Source organism: Arthrobacter sp. Y3225209 (assembly GCF_059090685.1).
The window spans coordinates 17069-32992 of record NZ_JBNHFW010000034.1; the positions used below are offsets into that span (position 1 = coordinate 17069).

Here is a 15924-nt window from a genome sequence, read left to right on the forward strand (position 1 = left end):
ACGGGCTCAGCCTGCGCCACCGGCACCGGCACCGGCACCTGCGCCGCCACCAACGGCACCTGCGCCATCGCTACCTGCGCCGCCACCACCGTCACCGCCGCGGGCGGTCCGCGCCTGGCCCTCGAAGTACGGGCCCTGCGCCGGATAATAATCCCCGAATTCCGGTGCGGGGACGCCGTTCAGGGCTGCCTTGAGCCGGTCCAGATAGTATTCCCAGCCCGGACCGTAACTTTCGGCAGCGGCAGGGTCGGCCAGGTGCTGGATGAATTCCATCCTTGTGCCTCGGGCGGCAGCCTGAAGGCGGACCTCCACATCCCATACCCCTTCGTCGTCGCCCACCAGCAGCCGCAGGAGTTCGGGAGCAACGCAGTCCCTGACCTGCACCCGGCTCCAGGGCAGTCCCTCCTCATACAGCATCTGCAGGTCAAGGGCTCCGCTATGGTCCGGGGCGGCGTTCCAGCGGCCAAACCACGCTGCCGCCTGCTCCGACTCGGTAAGGGCCGCCCAGATGTCTGCCGGCGGCACGGGAAATCCGCGGGTGAGAATCAGCTGGTAGGACTGGTCTCCGGTGCGGAGGACCCGCCCGGTTGGTTCTGGCTGCATGGTGATCCTCCGAGCGGTCGGCGCCGGCAGTCTGCCGCATACCGTTATCAGCTTCAGCCTCGTGAGGGGAGCCTGTAAACAGCTCCGCGCAAACAGCTCCGTGTAAACCGATCCGTACGCCGGGGCACCCCGCGGTATGCGAAAGGCCCCGGAGATTCCCATCTCCGGGGCCCGCGGCGCGTTTCCGCACCGAAGCGCAGTACTAGTGCTGCCGGGGAACCTTGACGAACGGTGCCAGCACCAGGCCGATGGTGGCCAGGATGCCGCCGATGATGAAGGCAACGTGTGCACCCGCAAAGAGTGAGTGGGCCAGGTCCGAGCCGGACTCCAGCCGCGATGCCGAGAGCAGGGACATAACGGTCACAAAGATGGTGGTGCCGATGGCGCCGCCCAGCTGCTGGCCCGTGTTGAAGATGGCCGAGCCGTGCCCGTACAGGCGGGGTTCCACGGCGGACAGCGCCGAGGAGAGCAGCCCGGTCATCAGCAGGGCCAGGCCGATGCTGAAGACAATATGGATGACCATGAATACCCGGAGTTCCGTATCGGAATCCACGGTGACATAGAGCCACTGGCCCAGCGCCAGCATGGCTGCGCCGGGGATCAGCACCGGGCGGGGGCCGAACCGGTCATAGATCCGGCCGAAGATGGGCGATACCAGCACCTGGGCAACGCCGCCGGGGAGCAGCATCAGGCCAATGCTCATTGTGCTCAGGCCGCCGCCGGTCTGCAGGATGATCGGAATAATGACCACGGTGCCCAGCAGCGTGCCCATGGCGATCATGATCATAGCGACGCTGAAGGTGAAGGTGCGGTTCCTGAACGGGGTGAGGTTCAGCAGTTCCCGGCCGGAACGTGTCAGGCGCACCTGCCGCCGGACAAAGAGGACCAGCCCTGCCAGTCCGATGATGAAGGATGCGACGGTCAGCGCCACGTTGTCGCCGGCGTGTTCGAGGCTGGAGATGCCGTAGACGAGGAAACCGAAGGCAATGGCCGAAAGGATGACGGAGAGTACATCCACCGGGAGCTTGCGGGTGGCGGACGGGATCTTGATGAAGATGATGCCCAGGATCAGGATGACGACCGCCAGCGGCAGCATCAGCACAAAGATGTAGTGCCAGCTGAAGGAGCTGACGATCGAACCCGAGACGGTGGGGCCGATGGCCGGTCCCACCGAGATCACGATGGAGTTCAGGCCCATGATGGCGCCGCGGTTGCGTACCGGTACCAGTGTCAGGGTGGTGGTCATCAGCAGGGGCAGGACGATGGCGGTGCCGACGGCCTGGATGATGCGGGCGACCAGCAGGAAGGTGAACCCCGGAGCGAAGACCGCAATCAGGGTGCCGATCAGGAAGCTGGAGAGGGCAAAGATAAACAGGCTGCGGGTGGTAAAGCGCTGCAGCAGGTATCCCGTGGTGGGAATGACAACGGACATGGTGAGCAGGAAGCTCGTGGTTAGCCACTGGCCGGCCGCTGCCGAGACCTCAAAGTCCGCCATGATCGATGGCAGGGCCACGGTCAGGACGGTCTCATTCAGGATCATCAGGAAGGCCGCCAGTGCTAGGGCTCCGATGATTCCGGTGAGTTGCTTGGTGGAGAGTGCGGGCGCCTCGGCGGCGTGCGGCTTTTCCCCTGCTGTTGCTGCGGAGCTTGCTTGGCTCAAAACTTCCTCTTCCTGGTGGAGTGAACTGCAAGATTCTGTCACAGACTGCCAGGTTGGATGTCAGAACCTGGCAGAATGTGACAGAAAACAAGTCAGGTCCCAGCGCTCGCGGCATGGCAAAGTAGAAGTAAGGAAAGCCGAGGTGACTGGTATGGGCGTACGCGCGGAACGCAAGGCGGCAACGCGGAGGGATATCCAGGCGGCGGCGCTGGACCTCATTGAGGCTGCCGGGCTGGAAGCGACCACTGTGGCGCAGATAGCGGAGCGTGCCGGAGTTTCCGAACGGACATTCTTCCGGTACTACGTCTCCAAGGAAGCTGCCGCCCTGCCGGGCCAGGATGAACTGATCGAGGCGTTGGTGGGACGGGATCTGGCCCGGAACATGTCCCCGGCACAGATCAGGGATGAGCTGATGGATGTCTGCCGGGCGCAGTTTGCCCATGAACTGGAGAACTACGAGTTCCTGCAGATCTCCCGCCTGGTGCTGCGTGAGCCGAAGATCCTGCAGATGGTCAGGCGCCAGGAGCTTCAGCTCGTGACCGAACTCAGCAACTCCCTGATGGAGCGGAAGCTGCTGGACAGGATGCAGTCGCTGCTGGTGGCGGAAGTCATTGCGTGCACGTGGCGCGTGGCCTGGCAGTGTTTTGCCCACGAGCAGGACGCCGGCGCTGATGCGGACCCGGCCGAGCTGTATGAACGCGCGGTGGCCGACCTGTCCGAGATCGCCTCACCGCTCGGTCGGTAGCTCCGTACACGCCGCCAGGGCCGTCAGGATGCGGGTCCGCAACTGCTGTGATTCCTCGGCAAATGCCCGTTGGGCCGCCGCGTACTCCGCCCTCCCCTGTGGAGTTTCCACCTGGATGGGTTCATATCCCCAGTCCGCCAGGTCATAGGGAGAGGCCTGCATGTCCATGGCCCTGATGCGCCAGGACAGCTCGAAGCAGTCCATCACCAGTTCGCTGGGCAGCAGCGGCACCAGCTTGTACGCCCACTTGTACAGGTCCATGTTCGCGTGCAGGCAGCCGGGCTGTTCCAGGTCCCGCTGGTTCTCGCGGGTAGGGGTGAGCTCGTTCAGCGGAACGGCTTCAGGAGTGTAGAACCGGAAGGCATCAAAATGGGTGCAGCGGATCTTGCTGCGCTCCACCAGCTCGTCAGTTCCCTGAGGCCCCAGCCGCAGCTGCAGATAGTCATGCCGGATCCCGTTGTCCTCGGACTTGTACGCCATGGCCCACTCATGCATGCCGAAACACCCCAGCACCGGTTTCCGGGCGGCCGTGCGGGAGAGCAGCATCGCGGTAAACGCTGCGGCGTCGCCGCGTGCAGCGGCAAAGGCGGCAACGTCCACGGTGACCGCCGGTGTCCCGGCATCCAGGCCGGCTGCGGCAGCTTCGTCCGCGGTGAGGGTGCGGTAAAACTTCCAGCCTGCCCGCTCGGCGGCCGCCTCCCCGGTCAGGACGACGCCGGCGCCGGGGTGCCAGCGCAGCAGCTGGCCGGGCTTCTGGGAATAGTAGGTGAAAAGAAAGTCCTCCACGGGATGCTTCCGCCCCGCGGAGCGCCGCTCCAGGTATCCCTCGGTAAAGGGGCGGACCCTGGCCTCGTGGGCGGCCTGGCGGGCGCGCCAGTGCTCCTGGGACAGGACGGCAGGGGCTACGGAAACGCTCACGGGTCCATTATCCCGCCCGCAGCAGTTCCCGCAGCCCCTGCCCGCATGGACCTAGCGCACCGGTGCCGGGCTCCGGTCGGCGTCGCCGTCGTCCGCGCGCTCGCCGTCGTCTGCCAGCTCGCCGGTGCCAGGCGCCGAACGTTCGCTGCCGGCTTCCTCAGCAGCGCCTTCGGCGGTCCAGCCGTCAGCGTATTCACCGGATTCGTAGTTGTAATCCACCGGCCGGCCTTCCTCATCGGTGCGCTGGTACCAGTCAGTGACGGTGGTGTCATAGGAGTCGAAGCCGGCGCCGGCACCTTCACCGTCCGCTGCCTTTTCGACGGTAATGGCGAAGTTGTCACCGTGTTCGTCAATGCCGGCCCGTACCGCGTTTTCCAGTGCGTGGGCGGCGTACTCCCTGCGGATGATCAGTGGATCGGTGTGCAGGTCCTTGGTGAACGCCACCATCATCAGCAGCAGGATCACCGCGAACGGCAGCGCCGAGACAATGATCAGGTTCTGCAGCCCCTCCAGGGCGGTGTTTCCGCCGACCAGCAGCATCACCACGGCAATGCCCATCATGGCCAGGCCCCAGAACACGGTGACCTTGCGGTCCGGCACGGGCTTGCCCCGCTGGGACAGGGTGCCCATGACCAGTGAGGCGGAGTCCGCAGAGGTAATAAAGAAGATCGCAATGCAGAACATGGCCAGGAACGGGGTGAATTGGCTCAGCGGCAGTCCGTTCAGGACCTGGAAGAAGAGGTCCTGCGCCGAGGTGTCAATGTTGATGCCGGACTGGCCCTGGGTGCGCATCCAGATGGCAGTGCCGCCGAAGATCCCGAAGGCGAGGACGCACACCAGGGTGGGCATCACCAGGGCGTACTGGACGTATTCACGCAGCGTGCGGCCGCGGGAAATCCGGGCCAGGAAGATACCGACAAACGGGGACCAGGAAATCCACCAGGCCCAGTAGAAGACCGTCCAGGACTCGGAAAAGGCCGCCGACTCCTCGCCCCAGGAGGGCCCCTTGCTCATCATGTTCAGGACTTCGGAGAAGTAGGTGCTCACGGAGGAGGGAATCAGGTTCAGCAGGAACAGTGTGGGGCCGGCCAGGAAAATGAACACTGCCAGCACCAGGGCCAGGGACATGTTGATGTTGGAGAGCCAGCGGATGCCGCGGCCGATGCCCGAGACGGCGGAAGTAATAAACGCGGCAGTGAGGATCGCGATGATGCCGATCAGCGCCGCGTTGGGCAGCCGGCCGATGCCCCCGACAATCTCGACCCCGCGCCCGATCTGCAGGGCGCCGATGCCCAGGGAGGCTGCCGTACCGAAGAGGGTCGCAACAATGGCGAACATATCGATGGCCCGGCCCGGCAGGCCCTCGGTGCGGGTACGGCCCAGCAGCGGGGTGAAAATCGAACTCATCAGCGGCACCCGGCCGCGACGGTACGAGCCGTAGGCCACGGCGGCGCCGACCAGGGCATAGATGGCCCAGGCGTGGAAACCCCAGTGGAAGTAGGACTGGGCCATCGCCTGGTGCATGGCTTCAGCGGTCTCCGGTTCCGCTGTGCCCGGCGGCGGCGAGAGGTAGTAGGTCAGCGGCTCATAGGGGCCGAAGAAAAACAGGCCGATTCCCACGCCGGCCGAAAACATCATGGCGATCCAGGAGAACTTGGAGTACTCCGGTTTCTCGCCGTCCACGCCCAGCGGGATTTTGCCGTAACGGCTGAAACCCACAAAAAGCATAAAGATCACAATGACGGCAATCAGGGCATTAAACAGCCAGCCGGTATTGTCCACCACCCAGGCCAGGGCGACATCCGAAACGGCCTTGAGGCTTTCCGTGGAGAGTATCCCCCAGCCCACGAAGCCCAGGATCAGAGTGGCTGCCACACCGAACACCAGACGGTCGGTGCCGTAGCGCACCCTTTGCTCGTCCACGCCGATGCCCGGTACAAGGCCCGGATGCATGTCATGCGGATACCGCGGTTCCCGGCGCAGGACCTTGGCGGCACGTTCGCGTACTGTCGGTTTCGGTTTGCCGCTGCCCGGTTCCGGGGGTTGCTGCTTCCCTGTTCCGGAGCCGCTCACTCGCTCGGAATCGTTCGGATCGTGCTGCTGGTGTGCTGGCCGTGTTGCCACGTGACTCTTCTCCTCGGGGGCGCTGTGCGGCGCCCTTGGGTGTGCGCTAAGCAGGACCTTAGGGAGAATAGTGGCGCTTCCGGATCAATTCCAACCGACTTTTCCGCATGCCGGAAAATATGGGTTGTATATATCACACATCAATTGTTACCGGTTTGTAGCCATTTTCAGACTATCGTTTCGAATATTTTGATAGGCGGAATTCTGCTGCTACGGGGCGGATGCCGGAGCGGCCTGCGCGGCGGCAATCAGCCGGTGCATGCTGCGGTTGAGCTCTTCGACCTCGGTGCGGTCCAGGCCCAGGCGATCCATCATGGTTCCGGGAACCTCCAGTGCCGCAGCACGCAGGGCCCGGCCGGCATCGGTGAGCTCGACGGCGAGTGCCCGGTCATCGCCCGGCGCGCGGTCCCGGCTCACCAGACCCGCTGCCTCCAGGCGTTTGAGCATGGGGGAGAGGGTGGCCGGCTCCATTAGGAGGGTCTCACTCAGGTCGCGGACCCGGCGCGGGCTCTCTTCCCAGAGTGCGAGCATCAGCAGGTACTGGGGGTGGGTCAGCCCAAGACGCTCAAGTACCGGCTTGTAGGCACCCACCACGGAGCGGGAGGCGACCGAGAGCGCGAAGCAAAGCTGGCGCTCGAGCAGCAGGTCATCTTCTGCGGAAGGAGCTGTATTGATTGCCATGATGCGCCCCTTTGGGTAGGCAGGTGGGGGTGGTGAAACAGATAGTTAGTGCACTAATTATTAGCGTACTATAGAGCCAGAATCCCGTCGGAGAGGTAAGCAGCATGGTTGAGAAGGAAAGCTTCGTATCCCGGTTTATGCGGGCCACGGGCAAGGTGCGGCTGATTTTCGGGCCCGCGCAGCAGGGTTCCCTGGACCATCCGATGACTGAGGAAAACAAGGCGCTGCTCAAGTCACAGCAGGAGCAGGAAAAGGCCATGTGGGAAACCGTCACCCGGGCCGACGGCAGCAGCTATATCGTCTCCCGCAAGCCGGAATAGCGGATAACAGCACACCGTATGCCAGAACGGAAAGCGGCCGGCACCCTTAGGTGCCGGCCTCTTTCTCTGATGTCTGCTTAGCGCCCGGTGCCGCCGTAGACCGTAGCCTCGTCGTCGCCGTCGAGCCCGAACGCCGCGTGCACCGCACGCACTGCCGTGTCCAGCAGCTTGGCGCTGGTCACCACGGAGATGCGGATCTCGGAGGTGGAGATCATGTCGATGTTCACCCCGGCATTATGCAGCGCCTCGAAGAAGCGGTGCGAGACGCCGGGATTTGAACGCATGCCGGCACCGATCAGCGACAGCTTGCCAATCTGCTCGTTGTACTGGATGGCGTCAAAGCCGACCTGTTCCTTGGCGGCGTTGAGCGCGTCAATCGCCTCCTTGCCGTCAATGATCGGCAGCGTGAAGGAAATATCCGTGCGGCCGGACCCCTTGGTGGACACGTTCTGCACAATCATGTCGATGTTGGAGTTGGCCCCGGCCACAATGCCGAAAATCTCCGCCGCCTTGCCGGGGATGTCGGGAACACCCACCACGGTGACCTTGGCTTCGGAACGGTCATGGGCGACGCCGGAGATGATGGGCTGTTCCAAGGGTTCTCCCTCTTGAATCTTGATCTTGTCATCGGGGCTGGGCAGTACCCAGGTTCCCTCATGCTGGCTGAAGGACGAACGGACGTGTAGGGGCACGCCGAAGCGGCGGGCGTATTCCACGCAGCGCAGGTGCAGGATCTTCGCGCCGGAGGCCGCCATCTCGAGCATTTCCTCGCTGGAAATGGTGGCAATCTTCTGTGCGCTCGGGGCCACGCGCGGATCAGCCGTGTACACGCCGTCGACGTCCGTGTAGATCTCGCACACGTCCGCTTCCAGGGCAGCAGCCAGCGCGACGGCGGTGGTGTCCGAGCCGCCGCGGCCCAGGGTGGTGATGTCGTGGCTCTCCTGGCTGACGCCCTGGAAACCGGCCACGATGGCAATGTCGCCCTTTTCGATGGCCGTTTTGATCCGGTGCGGGGAGACATCGATGATCCGGGCCTTGCCGTGGATGGCGTCGGTGATCATGCCGGCCTGGCTGCCGGTGAAGGACTGCGCGGAGCCGCCCAGCTCGTTGATGGCCATGGCCAGCAGCGCCATGGAAATACGCTCGCCGGCGCTGAGCAGCATGTCCATTTCCCGCGCGTTGCTCAGGGAAGTGATCTGTCCGGCCAGGTCCAGCAGCTCGTCCGTGCTGTCACCCATGGCGGAAACCACCACCACAACTTCGTTTCCGGCAGCGTGCGTGTCCACCACGCGCTTGGCGACGCGCTTGATGCCTTCGGCGTCCGCCACGGAGGACCCGCCGAATTTCTGCACTATCAGGCTCATGCGTACACTTTCCCAAATTTCGTTGTGGTTGCTGGTGCCCGGCATCTTCGGCGCGGCAGGATTGTTCCGGGTCTTTTCCCGGGAAACCGGACCGCGGGACCCACTGCGTCCGTCCAAAAAGTCTATAGCCGGTCTGCTGAAGTGCCGAAACAGAAGGGAAATATGCACTTAACGTCACGTTGTGGTGAGTCTGTCCCGCAAGCTGCAATCCGGCAACCTAGGCTGGCGCCATGGGGAAGAGAGCCGAGACAGGTACCGGCATAGTTGCCGAGGGCATCCAGCGCAGTTTCGGCAATGTGCAGGCGGTCCGGAACATGGACTTCACTGCGCCTGCGGGCGAAGTGACCGCCCTGATCGGCCCCAACGGCTCCGGCAAAACCACCCTGCTCCTCATCCTGGCGTCCCTGCTGGCCCCGGACAGCGGATCGGTGCGGATCAACGGGTTTGATCCGCTGACCCATCCCGCGGAGGTCCGTTCAGCGGTGGGCTGGATGCCGGACACACTGGGCACGTGGGAGGCGCTGACCTCCGCGGAAATCCTGGCCACCGTGGGCACCTTCTACGGGCTCACCCGCACCCATGCCGCGGCCCGTGCTGCCGAACTGCTGGAAACCGTCCACCTTGAAGACTTTGCCGACCAGCCGGCCCGAGTGCTCTCCCGCGGCCAGCAGCAGCGGCTGAGCCTGGCCCGGGCCCTGATCCACGATCCGTCAGTGCTGTTGCTGGATGAACCGGCGTCGGGCCTGGACCCGGGGTCGCGGGTGGACCTTCGGGTGCTGCTGCGCCGGCTGGCCGCAGAGGGCAAAACGGTGCTGGTCTCCTCGCACGTCCTGTCCGAGCTGGATGAAATGGCCGACCGTGCCGTGTTTGTTGCCCGCGGCGAGACCGTGAAGGCCCAGTCACTGTCCGACGCCGGCGCCCAGGCGCGCTGGTACACCATCCGTGCCCTGAACACGGGGTCCCTGCTGCGCCAAATCGATGAGCAGCGCATCGAGTACCGCCAACCCGGGGACCGGCACGGACCGCAGGTGCAGGTCCGGCTGGCCGGTGAGGACGCCGCGGCGGACCTGCTGCGCACCCTGGTACTGGCCGACGTCGCGGTCACGGCCTTCGCGCCGGCCGGCGGGGCACTGGAGGAAACCTACATGAGTCTGGACACCGATCGCCGATGAGCACGCAGAATCCCGGCACGGCCGCACCGTCCCTCGGCTATTGGAACGGGGTCCGGTCAGTCTTTTTCCTCGAGATCAAGCAGCGGGTGCGCTCACGGAGCTGGTATGTGCTGCTGACCGTCTGGTTCTTCGTGATCGGCCTGGTGGCCGTACTGACCGCACTGAACGCCGGGGCGGGGGAGGGCGGGCCGGTCCTCTTTGAACTGATGGTCGGTTTTGTCCTGTTCTTCGGCCTGCTGGTGGCGCCCGCGTTTTCCGCCAATGCCGTCAACGGGGACCGGGCTGCAGGAACCCTGGCCATCCTGCAGGTGACCCTGCTGCGGCCCGGGCAGATCCTTGCGGGGAAGTGGTTGGCGTCCTGGACGGCGTCGCTGGGGTTCCTGGTTGCCAGCATTCCCTTCCTGCTCTGGGCCCTGGCCCTGGGCGGGGTGCGCCCGCTCTCCGCCCTGGTGGCGGTGCTGATGCTGGCGGTGGAACTGGGGATGGTCTGCGCCATTGGGGTGGGTGTCTCCGTCCTGGCTTCCCGGCCGCTGTTCTCCATTGTGGTGACGTACATGCTGGTGGCACTGCTGGGCCTGGGCACACTGATCGGCTTCGGGCTCAGCGTCACGCTGACGGAGGGTACGGGCTCATCCAACAGTCCCCGGTATAACTACGAGCTGTATTCCGGAGACCAGGATTTGGGCGAATACACCTGCGAGGGCCCGCTAACGCCAATATCCGTGGTCCACACCGAACGGGTTGCCTGGATGCTGTCCGCGAACCCGTTTGTCATTGTTGCCGATGCGATGCCCGCAGAATCAGCCGATGCTGAGCGGAACGGCTCCACCGGCGTCATGGAGGGCATCAGTTCCCTGGTCCGTTACGCGCAGGCGGGCCCCGCCTACTCCGTTCCCTGCTTCAACGGTGAGGAACAGCAAGCCGGTGCGCCCGACGTCCTGCCCATCTGGCCGCTGGGCCTGACGGTTCAGGCGGCCCTGGCAGCGCTGCTCCTGGCCCTCGGACGACGGCGGCTGGTCACGCCGGTACGCCGGCTGTCAGTGGGAACGCGGATCGCCTAGCCCCCGGCGGACCGCTAGGACATGTTCCGGCGGCCTTCGAAGGCGCGGCCAAGGGTGATTTCGTCGGCGTATTCCAGGTCGCCGCCCACCGGCAGCCCGGAGGCGAGGCGGGTGACCGTGATGCCCAGGGTTTTCAGCATGCGCATCAGATAGGTGGCGGTGGCTTCGCCTTCGAGGTTCGGGTCGGTGGCGATGATGATTTCCGAGATCTGTTCATCCGAGAGCCGGCTCAGCAGTTCACGGATGCGCAGCTGGTCCGGGCCGATGCCCGCAATCGGATTAATGGCGCCACCCAGCACGTGGTACCGGCCGCGGAAGGAGCGGGTACGTTCCACCGCGATGACATCCTTGGATTCCTCCACCACGCAGATCATGGTCGGATCCCGGCGCGGGTCGCGGCAGATGCTGCAGGTTTCCTGCTCCGTCACGTTCCCGCAGACGCTGCAGAACTTCACCCGGTCCTTCACGGTGACAATGGCGGTGGCCAGCTTCTTCATGTCGTCGGGATCGGACTCCAGGATGTGGAACGCGATGCGCTGGGCAGACTTCGGTCCTACGCCGGGAAGCCGGCCTAGTTCGTCGATAAGTTCCTGAACCGCACCTTCGTACACGTAACCTTCTCTGCTGGGTTGATCTGCGTTTGGAGCTCAGGTGAGCCTGTTGCCGGCGCCTGGCCGGTGAAGCGCCGCTGCGGGTGCTGCCGGCCGGCACCGGATGCGTGGGCTGACCGTCGCGACGGTCAGCGGCCGTCGAGGCTGCGTTCCTCGATGAGCCGTCCGCCCAGGATCCGCTCAATGGCCTTGCGGCCTACCAGTCCGGAATCCTCCAATGTGATGTCATCAGCACTGGGAACGTCTTCAACGTAGGACGATTCTACTGGCCGGCTTCCACGCACGGGGGCGCCGCCACCGCGCTGAGCTGCTTCATTAAGCAGCTTCTGGTAGCGGCTGAGCGGCTGGTTCGGGTTGTTGCCCGCCGGTGCGGTAGGTGCTGCAGGGGCAGACGGCGCTGCAACGGACCCTCTGGCTCCTGCCGCTGATGCCGGTGAACCGGGAACCGCGGATCGCTGACCTGCCGCACCCTGTCCTCCCACACCCTGACCTGCGGGGCCGTGAGCTGCCTGACCCTGAGCCGCTGTGCCCTGAGCCGCTGTGCCGCGGGCATCCGGGGTCCCCTGCGGCGTGCCGGGCACGGAAGCAGGACCGGACGGCGCCGGTGCGTTCTGTGCCGGTGCCGCGCCCGGCCGGGTGGTGGACCCGGTGCCGGCCCAATTGGTGGTGGCCCACTCGGAATCCGACAGGTGGCCGCCGGAGTACACGTCAGTCGGTGCCTCCGCAGTTTCCCAGGCGTTGCTTTCAGGCGCGTCGTTAAACGGATCGGAGGGCTCGTCCGGCCATGGCGCGTCGGGCGGCCCGTCGGTGCCGGTGCCGCGGGAGGGGCGTCCGCCGCTGCGGCCGGAACCGGACCTTGCCTGGCCGGGACCACCGGGGGCACCGCCAGAGCGGCGGCGAAGTGCTGCGGACGCCGCATTCACGGTCGCGCCGTTCGCGGGGCCTGCTTGCGGCGGTGCGCCGTTCGCCGGTGCTCCAGCAGTGGTTCCGGCCGCAGGGGTGCCCGCAGCGGCTATCGGCCATGCCGCGCCGCTGGTGGTGCCGGCCGCAGGGGTGCCCGCCGTAGTGGTGCCCGCAGCGGCTATCGGCCATGCCGCGCCGCTGGTATCGCCGGCCGCAGGAGAAGCTTTCCGCGCCGTGTCATTCGCCCCGGCCGTACTGGCTGGGGTGGCGGAATCCGGGGTAGCAGCAACGGGTGCTGTAACGTCTGTCCGCGCTGTTGCGCCCTGTGCCGCAGGCCGAGTCGCGGGGTTATCCCACGCCGCCCCTGCCGGCGCGCTCTGGTCCGAACGAGCCTGGTCCGAACGAGCCAGATCCGGCCGTGCCTGGCCCGGGTTGTTCTGGAAAGCAGGTGCGGATGCGGAAGCTCCGCGCACTGCTGAATCAGCTGCCGAGGTTCCACCGGCCGGGGGAGCCATGGGAGCCATCGGAGCCGCTGCAGCCGGGGCTACTGGCGCGGTGGCAGCAGCCGGGGCTTGTGCTGCCGGTGCGGATGCCGGCGCGCGCCGGCTATCGGCTTTTGGGCCCGACTCACCCGCTGACGCCGAGCTGTCATGGATCGGATTGATCTGGCAGTCCAGCGCCAGGACCTGGTGGATGGCCTTACGCAGGTTCTCCAAATGGTCTGGGCGGTTGAAGTTGGTTGCAGCGCCGGGGTTGGTAAACGCCAGTTCGAGGACTTTCCCGTCGAAAGCCCGAGGACTGGAGTTCTTGCTGACGTTTAGCCAGGTGGCGCGGCGGATGCTGGTCAGGGCATCCATGATTTCCGGCCAGGCGCGGCGGATCATCTCAATCTGACCGCCGCCACCGGCAGCGGGTGCCGGCTGGCGTGGAGCCTGTGCCTGCGCGGGGAACTGGCTCTGCTGTGGTGCCGGCTGGTGCGGAGCTGTTGTTGCCGGCGTCTGTTGTCCGGGAGCCTGCTGTGCCGGGCTGTGCTGTCCAGGAGCCCGCTGCCCCTGGCTCTGCTGTCCCGGACCCTGCTGCCCCGGGCCCTGCGGTGAGGCGCTGTTGTGATCGGCGCCGGAGCGAGGCGATTCCGGCTGGGCGGGTGCAGCCTGGGACGCTGCAGTCGGGGAAGCAGATGCGGCCGGGGATTCCACCGGAGTGGACCAGGTGCCGCCCCAATCCAGGGAGCTGCCGGAGGCCTGGCTACCGGAGGCTTGGCTTCCGGAGGACACCGCAGAGCTGTCGTCGCTCCGGTTTGCCGATGCCGGGGATTCGCTGCCGGGGGCCGGAGTGGCTGCCACATCAGTTCCCCGCGGGGCTGAGGGCGCCTCGTCCACAGCCGGAGCAGGGGAAGCGGCCTGGGACGCCGTGGGCGCTGCTGCGGGGACTGTGTTTACCGGTGAAGCTGCGGCTGCGGCGCGGCCCATGGCCTCGGTGGGATCACCGGCGTAGCTGAGCCGCCGTTCAAGGCGGTCCACCCGGGCAGCGGTGCCGCGCTCGGTCTGGTCAGCCGCCGGCAGCAGGATGCGGGCGCAAAGCAGTTCTAGATGCAGGCGCGGAGAAGTCGCACCGGTCATTTCGGTAAGTGCGGTATTGGTGATGTCGGCGGCACGGGAGAGCTCGCTGCCACCCATTTGTGCAGCTTGGCTCTGCATCCGGTTGATCTGGTCTTCCGGCATGCCGCGGAGTACAGCGGCGGCGCTGTCCGGCATGGCGTTGACAATGATCAGGTCGCGGAAGCGTTCAAGCAGGTCCTCCACGAATCGGCGGGGGTCCTGGCCGGTCTGGATAACCCGGTCCACGGCACGGAAAACGGTGGCTGAATCCGCAGCTGCGACGGCGTCCACGACATCGTCCAGCAGCGATACAGGTGTGTAGCCCAGGAGCGACACGGCCAGCTCATAATCCAGGCCCTCGGGGCCGGCTCCCGCCATGAGCTGGTCCAGTACGGAGAGGGTGTCGCGGACGGACCCGCCTCCGGCGCGGATAACCAGGGAGAGAACGCCGGGAGCCACGCTGACGTTCTCCTGTGCGCAGAGCTTTTCCAGGTAGGCCAGCAGGGGCTCCGGCGGAACCAGCCGGAAGGGGTAGTGGTGGGTACGGGAGCGGATGGTCCCGATGACCTTGTCCGGTTCCGTGGTGGCAAAGATGAACTTGATGTGTTCCGGCGGTTCTTCAACGATCTTCAGGAGCGCATTGAATCCGGCGGACGTGACCATGTGGGCCTCGTCAATGATGAAGATCTTGTAGCGGTCCCGGACGGGTGCAAAGGTGGCACGCTCCCGCAGGTCACGGGCGTCGTCGACGCCGCCGTGGCTTGCCGCGTCAATTTCAATGACATCCAGGCTGCCGGATCCGTCCCTGGCAAGTTCGACACAGCTGTCGCATTCGCCGCAGGGGACGGGGGTGGGGCCCTGGGCGCAGTTCAGGCAGCGCGCCAGGATGCGTGCGGAGGTGGTTTTACCGCAGCCGCGGGGTCCGGAGAAGAGATACGCATGATTGACGCGGTTCTTTTGCAGGGCCGCCATCAGCGGCTCCGTGACATGCTCCTGGCCAATCACATCCGCGAAGCTTTCGGGACGGTAGCGGCGGTAAAGGGCTGTACTCACAGATAGAAGCCTATCGGTTGGCACTGACGGTTTTCACTCCGGCTCCCGGCGCGGTGACGAAGCACTCTCCGGGGAAAATTAAAGACCCCCCATGCACCTGCCAGAGCCCGCTTACCCTTGCTACCTTCCGGTCCTGGGGGAGTTCACAGGATGACACCACATGAGGGGCCGCGAACAAGTCTACCCGAAATTTCCCGAGCTTTGGTCTGGGGTGCCGGGGGCCCGCTCCCGAGCCGCTTTGGTGGACCTCCCCATGGGAAGGCGCACCAGGTGCTGCTGCCCAGATCTCGGCGGAAGCCCCCATACGTGCGGGACTACTACGCCGGGGGCCGGTATATACATACGCGGGCTGCACAAACGGGGCGACGGTTGCCTTAGGGCCGGCAGCTATAGAGGTGTCCCCTATATGTCGCCTATCTGCCGCCCGCACACAGGGCCCCCGTAGGTAGGGGACAGTCAGGGTCTGGGCACCCCGTCTGCCGGGGGCATCCCTATAAGGCGGAACATTCGGATTCGGCATTCGGGCGAGCGGTTCGTTATAGGAGTGGCACCTATAAGGAGCCGCCCCTAATAACGAGCCGCACCTATAAGGGGTCAGGCGCGGGCCCGGATTGCCTGCCGCTGCCAAGTTGCCCTGACACCGGTGGGGTCCTGCCCCGTCAGTGTCGGCGGCAGTGCATTGGAGGCGGTCCTGCCATGTAGAGAGGGCAGCCCTATAGGTGGTTCTTCCTTATGGCGGGCTCAGCCCTATAAGGAGTGCCGGGGAAATGGATATGGGGCGCCGGAACGGAGAGGCCCGGACAGTCCCGTCAGCGGAGGGTGTACCCGGGCGACCCGTGGCGGGGGATTCAAGGGTTCAGCCATGCTTCGATCGCGCGGACGGACCTCGAACATGCCGGGCCAAATGCCTCGTGACGGCGCACAAGCCGGCACCTGGAATGGCACAAAAAGAGAGTGTCCGGGGTCACCCCGGATCCGAGTTGCACGTGGGCTCGAACCTGTGTAAAGTCTTCTAAGTCGCCGCGGCAGGGACGCTGAAAAAGCGCCCGAGCATGGCGGCCAAACCCCTTCGAAAATCAGAGTCCAACTCCCGTGCCCTTCACCGGGCCGG

The 15924-nt window shown here is 65.4% G+C and carries 12 protein-coding genes and 1 other RNA gene; 4 read left to right on the forward strand and 9 right to left on the reverse strand.

All coding sequences use genetic code 11. The annotated features are described in order from the left end of the window. Nucleotides 1–6: 6 nt before the first annotated feature. Entirely contained in the window at nucleotides 7–603 is a 597-nt protein-coding gene (locus tag AC5RVB_RS15165) for an SRPBCC domain-containing protein (RefSeq protein ID WP_227905862.1), read from the reverse strand. 202 nt (nucleotides 604–805) lie between these two features. Next, nucleotides 806–2263: an MDR family MFS transporter gene (locus AC5RVB_RS15170; RefSeq protein WP_494143061.1), complete on the reverse strand. Its 1458-nt coding sequence runs from the start codon at nucleotides 2261–2263 to the stop codon at nucleotides 806–808. A 151-nt stretch (nucleotides 2264–2414) separates the two neighbouring features. Here AC5RVB_RS15170 and AC5RVB_RS15175 point away from each other — a divergent pair, with 151 nt between their 5' ends. After that, on the forward strand, nucleotides 2415–3008 hold the full coding sequence (locus tag AC5RVB_RS15175; protein WP_227905860.1) for a TetR/AcrR family transcriptional regulator: 594 nt from the start codon (nucleotides 2415–2417) through the stop codon (nucleotides 3006–3008). Here AC5RVB_RS15175 and AC5RVB_RS15180 read toward each other — a convergent pair. The 3 genes from AC5RVB_RS15180 to AC5RVB_RS15190 all read right to left on the reverse strand — a co-directional run bounded on the left by AC5RVB_RS15180 (nucleotide 2991) and on the right by AC5RVB_RS15190 (nucleotide 6731). Further along, nucleotides 2991–3926: a 3-methyladenine DNA glycosylase gene (locus AC5RVB_RS15180; RefSeq protein ID WP_227905859.1), complete on the reverse strand. Its 936-nt coding sequence runs from the start codon at nucleotides 3924–3926 to the stop codon at nucleotides 2991–2993. The genes AC5RVB_RS15175 and AC5RVB_RS15180 overlap by 18 nt on opposite strands. A gap of 51 nt (nucleotides 3927–3977) precedes the next feature. Continuing rightward, nucleotides 3978–5879, reverse strand: coding sequence for a BCCT family transporter (locus AC5RVB_RS15185; RefSeq protein WP_231716189.1), 1902 nt, complete (start codon nucleotides 5877–5879; stop codon nucleotides 3978–3980). A gap of 381 nt (nucleotides 5880–6260) precedes the next feature. Next, nucleotides 6261–6731 (reverse strand): MarR family winged helix-turn-helix transcriptional regulator, encoded by a 471-nt coding sequence (locus tag AC5RVB_RS15190; RefSeq protein WP_227905854.1) that lies wholly within the window; start codon nucleotides 6729–6731, stop codon nucleotides 6261–6263. Nucleotides 6732–6835: 104 nt separating this feature from the next. Between AC5RVB_RS15190 and AC5RVB_RS15195 the strand changes: the two genes are divergently transcribed. Beyond that, nucleotides 6836–7051 carry a hypothetical protein gene (locus tag AC5RVB_RS15195; RefSeq protein ID WP_227905852.1) on the forward strand — a complete coding sequence of 72 codons (216 nt, stop codon included), beginning with the start codon at nucleotides 6836–6838 and terminating at the stop codon, nucleotides 7049–7051. Nucleotides 7052–7128: 77 nt separating this feature from the next. Here AC5RVB_RS15195 and AC5RVB_RS15200 read toward each other — a convergent pair whose 3' ends face one another. After that, complete coding sequence (locus tag AC5RVB_RS15200; RefSeq protein ID WP_227905850.1) at nucleotides 7129–8415, reverse strand: aspartate kinase; 1287 nt, start codon at nucleotides 8413–8415, stop codon at nucleotides 7129–7131. Nucleotides 8416–8645: 230 nt separating this feature from the next. Between AC5RVB_RS15200 and AC5RVB_RS15205 the strand changes: the two genes are divergently transcribed. Continuing rightward, on the forward strand, nucleotides 8646–9587 hold the full coding sequence (locus AC5RVB_RS15205; protein WP_494143062.1) for an ABC transporter ATP-binding protein: 942 nt from the start codon (nucleotides 8646–8648) through the stop codon (nucleotides 9585–9587). After that, nucleotides 9584–10648, forward strand: coding sequence for an ABC transporter permease (locus AC5RVB_RS15210; RefSeq protein WP_227905844.1), 1065 nt, complete (start codon nucleotides 9584–9586; stop codon nucleotides 10646–10648). The genes AC5RVB_RS15205 and AC5RVB_RS15210 overlap by 4 nt, the downstream gene beginning before the upstream one ends. A gap of 14 nt (nucleotides 10649–10662) precedes the next feature. Here AC5RVB_RS15210 and recR read toward each other — a convergent pair whose 3' ends face one another. The 3 genes from recR to ffs all read right to left on the reverse strand — a co-directional run bounded on the left by recR (nucleotide 10663) and on the right by ffs (nucleotide 14986). Further along, nucleotides 10663–11259, reverse strand: coding sequence for a recombination mediator RecR (gene recR, locus AC5RVB_RS15215; RefSeq protein WP_227905842.1), 597 nt, complete (start codon nucleotides 11257–11259; stop codon nucleotides 10663–10665). Nucleotides 11260–11387: 128 nt separating this feature from the next. After that, nucleotides 11388–14813, reverse strand: coding sequence for a DNA polymerase III subunit gamma and tau (locus tag AC5RVB_RS15220; RefSeq protein WP_494143063.1), 3426 nt, complete (start codon nucleotides 14811–14813; stop codon nucleotides 11388–11390). Between the two features lie 77 nt (nucleotides 14814–14890). Continuing rightward, nucleotides 14891–14986: signal recognition particle sRNA small type (gene ffs / locus AC5RVB_RS15225), an RNA gene on the reverse strand. Nucleotides 14987–15924: the final 938 nt, after the last annotated feature.

Bases quoted from the DNA above. Each gene is read 5' to 3' on its own strand.
- AC5RVB_RS15165 (WP_227905862.1), bottom strand. From the start codon at position 603: ATGCAGCCAGAACCAACCGGGCGGGTCCTCCGCACCGGAGACCAGTCC.
- AC5RVB_RS15175 (WP_227905860.1), top strand. From the start codon at position 2,415: ATGGGCGTACGCGCGGAACGCAAGGCGGCAACGCGGAGGGATATCCAG.
- AC5RVB_RS15185 (WP_231716189.1), bottom strand. From the start codon at position 5,879: ATGCATCCGGGCCTTGTACCGGGCATCGGCGTGGACGAGCAAAGGGTG.
- AC5RVB_RS15190 (WP_227905854.1), bottom strand. From the start codon at position 6,731: ATGGCAATCAATACAGCTCCTTCCGCAGAAGATGACCTGCTGCTCGAG.
- AC5RVB_RS15195 (WP_227905852.1), top strand. From the start codon at position 6,836: ATGGTTGAGAAGGAAAGCTTCGTATCCCGGTTTATGCGGGCCACGGGC.
- AC5RVB_RS15200 (WP_227905850.1), bottom strand. From the start codon at position 8,415: ATGAGCCTGATAGTGCAGAAATTCGGCGGGTCCTCCGTGGCGGACGCC.
- AC5RVB_RS15205 (WP_494143062.1), top strand. From the start codon at position 8,646: ATGGGGAAGAGAGCCGAGACAGGTACCGGCATAGTTGCCGAGGGCATC.
- AC5RVB_RS15210 (WP_227905844.1), top strand. From the start codon at position 9,584: ATGAGCACGCAGAATCCCGGCACGGCCGCACCGTCCCTCGGCTATTGG.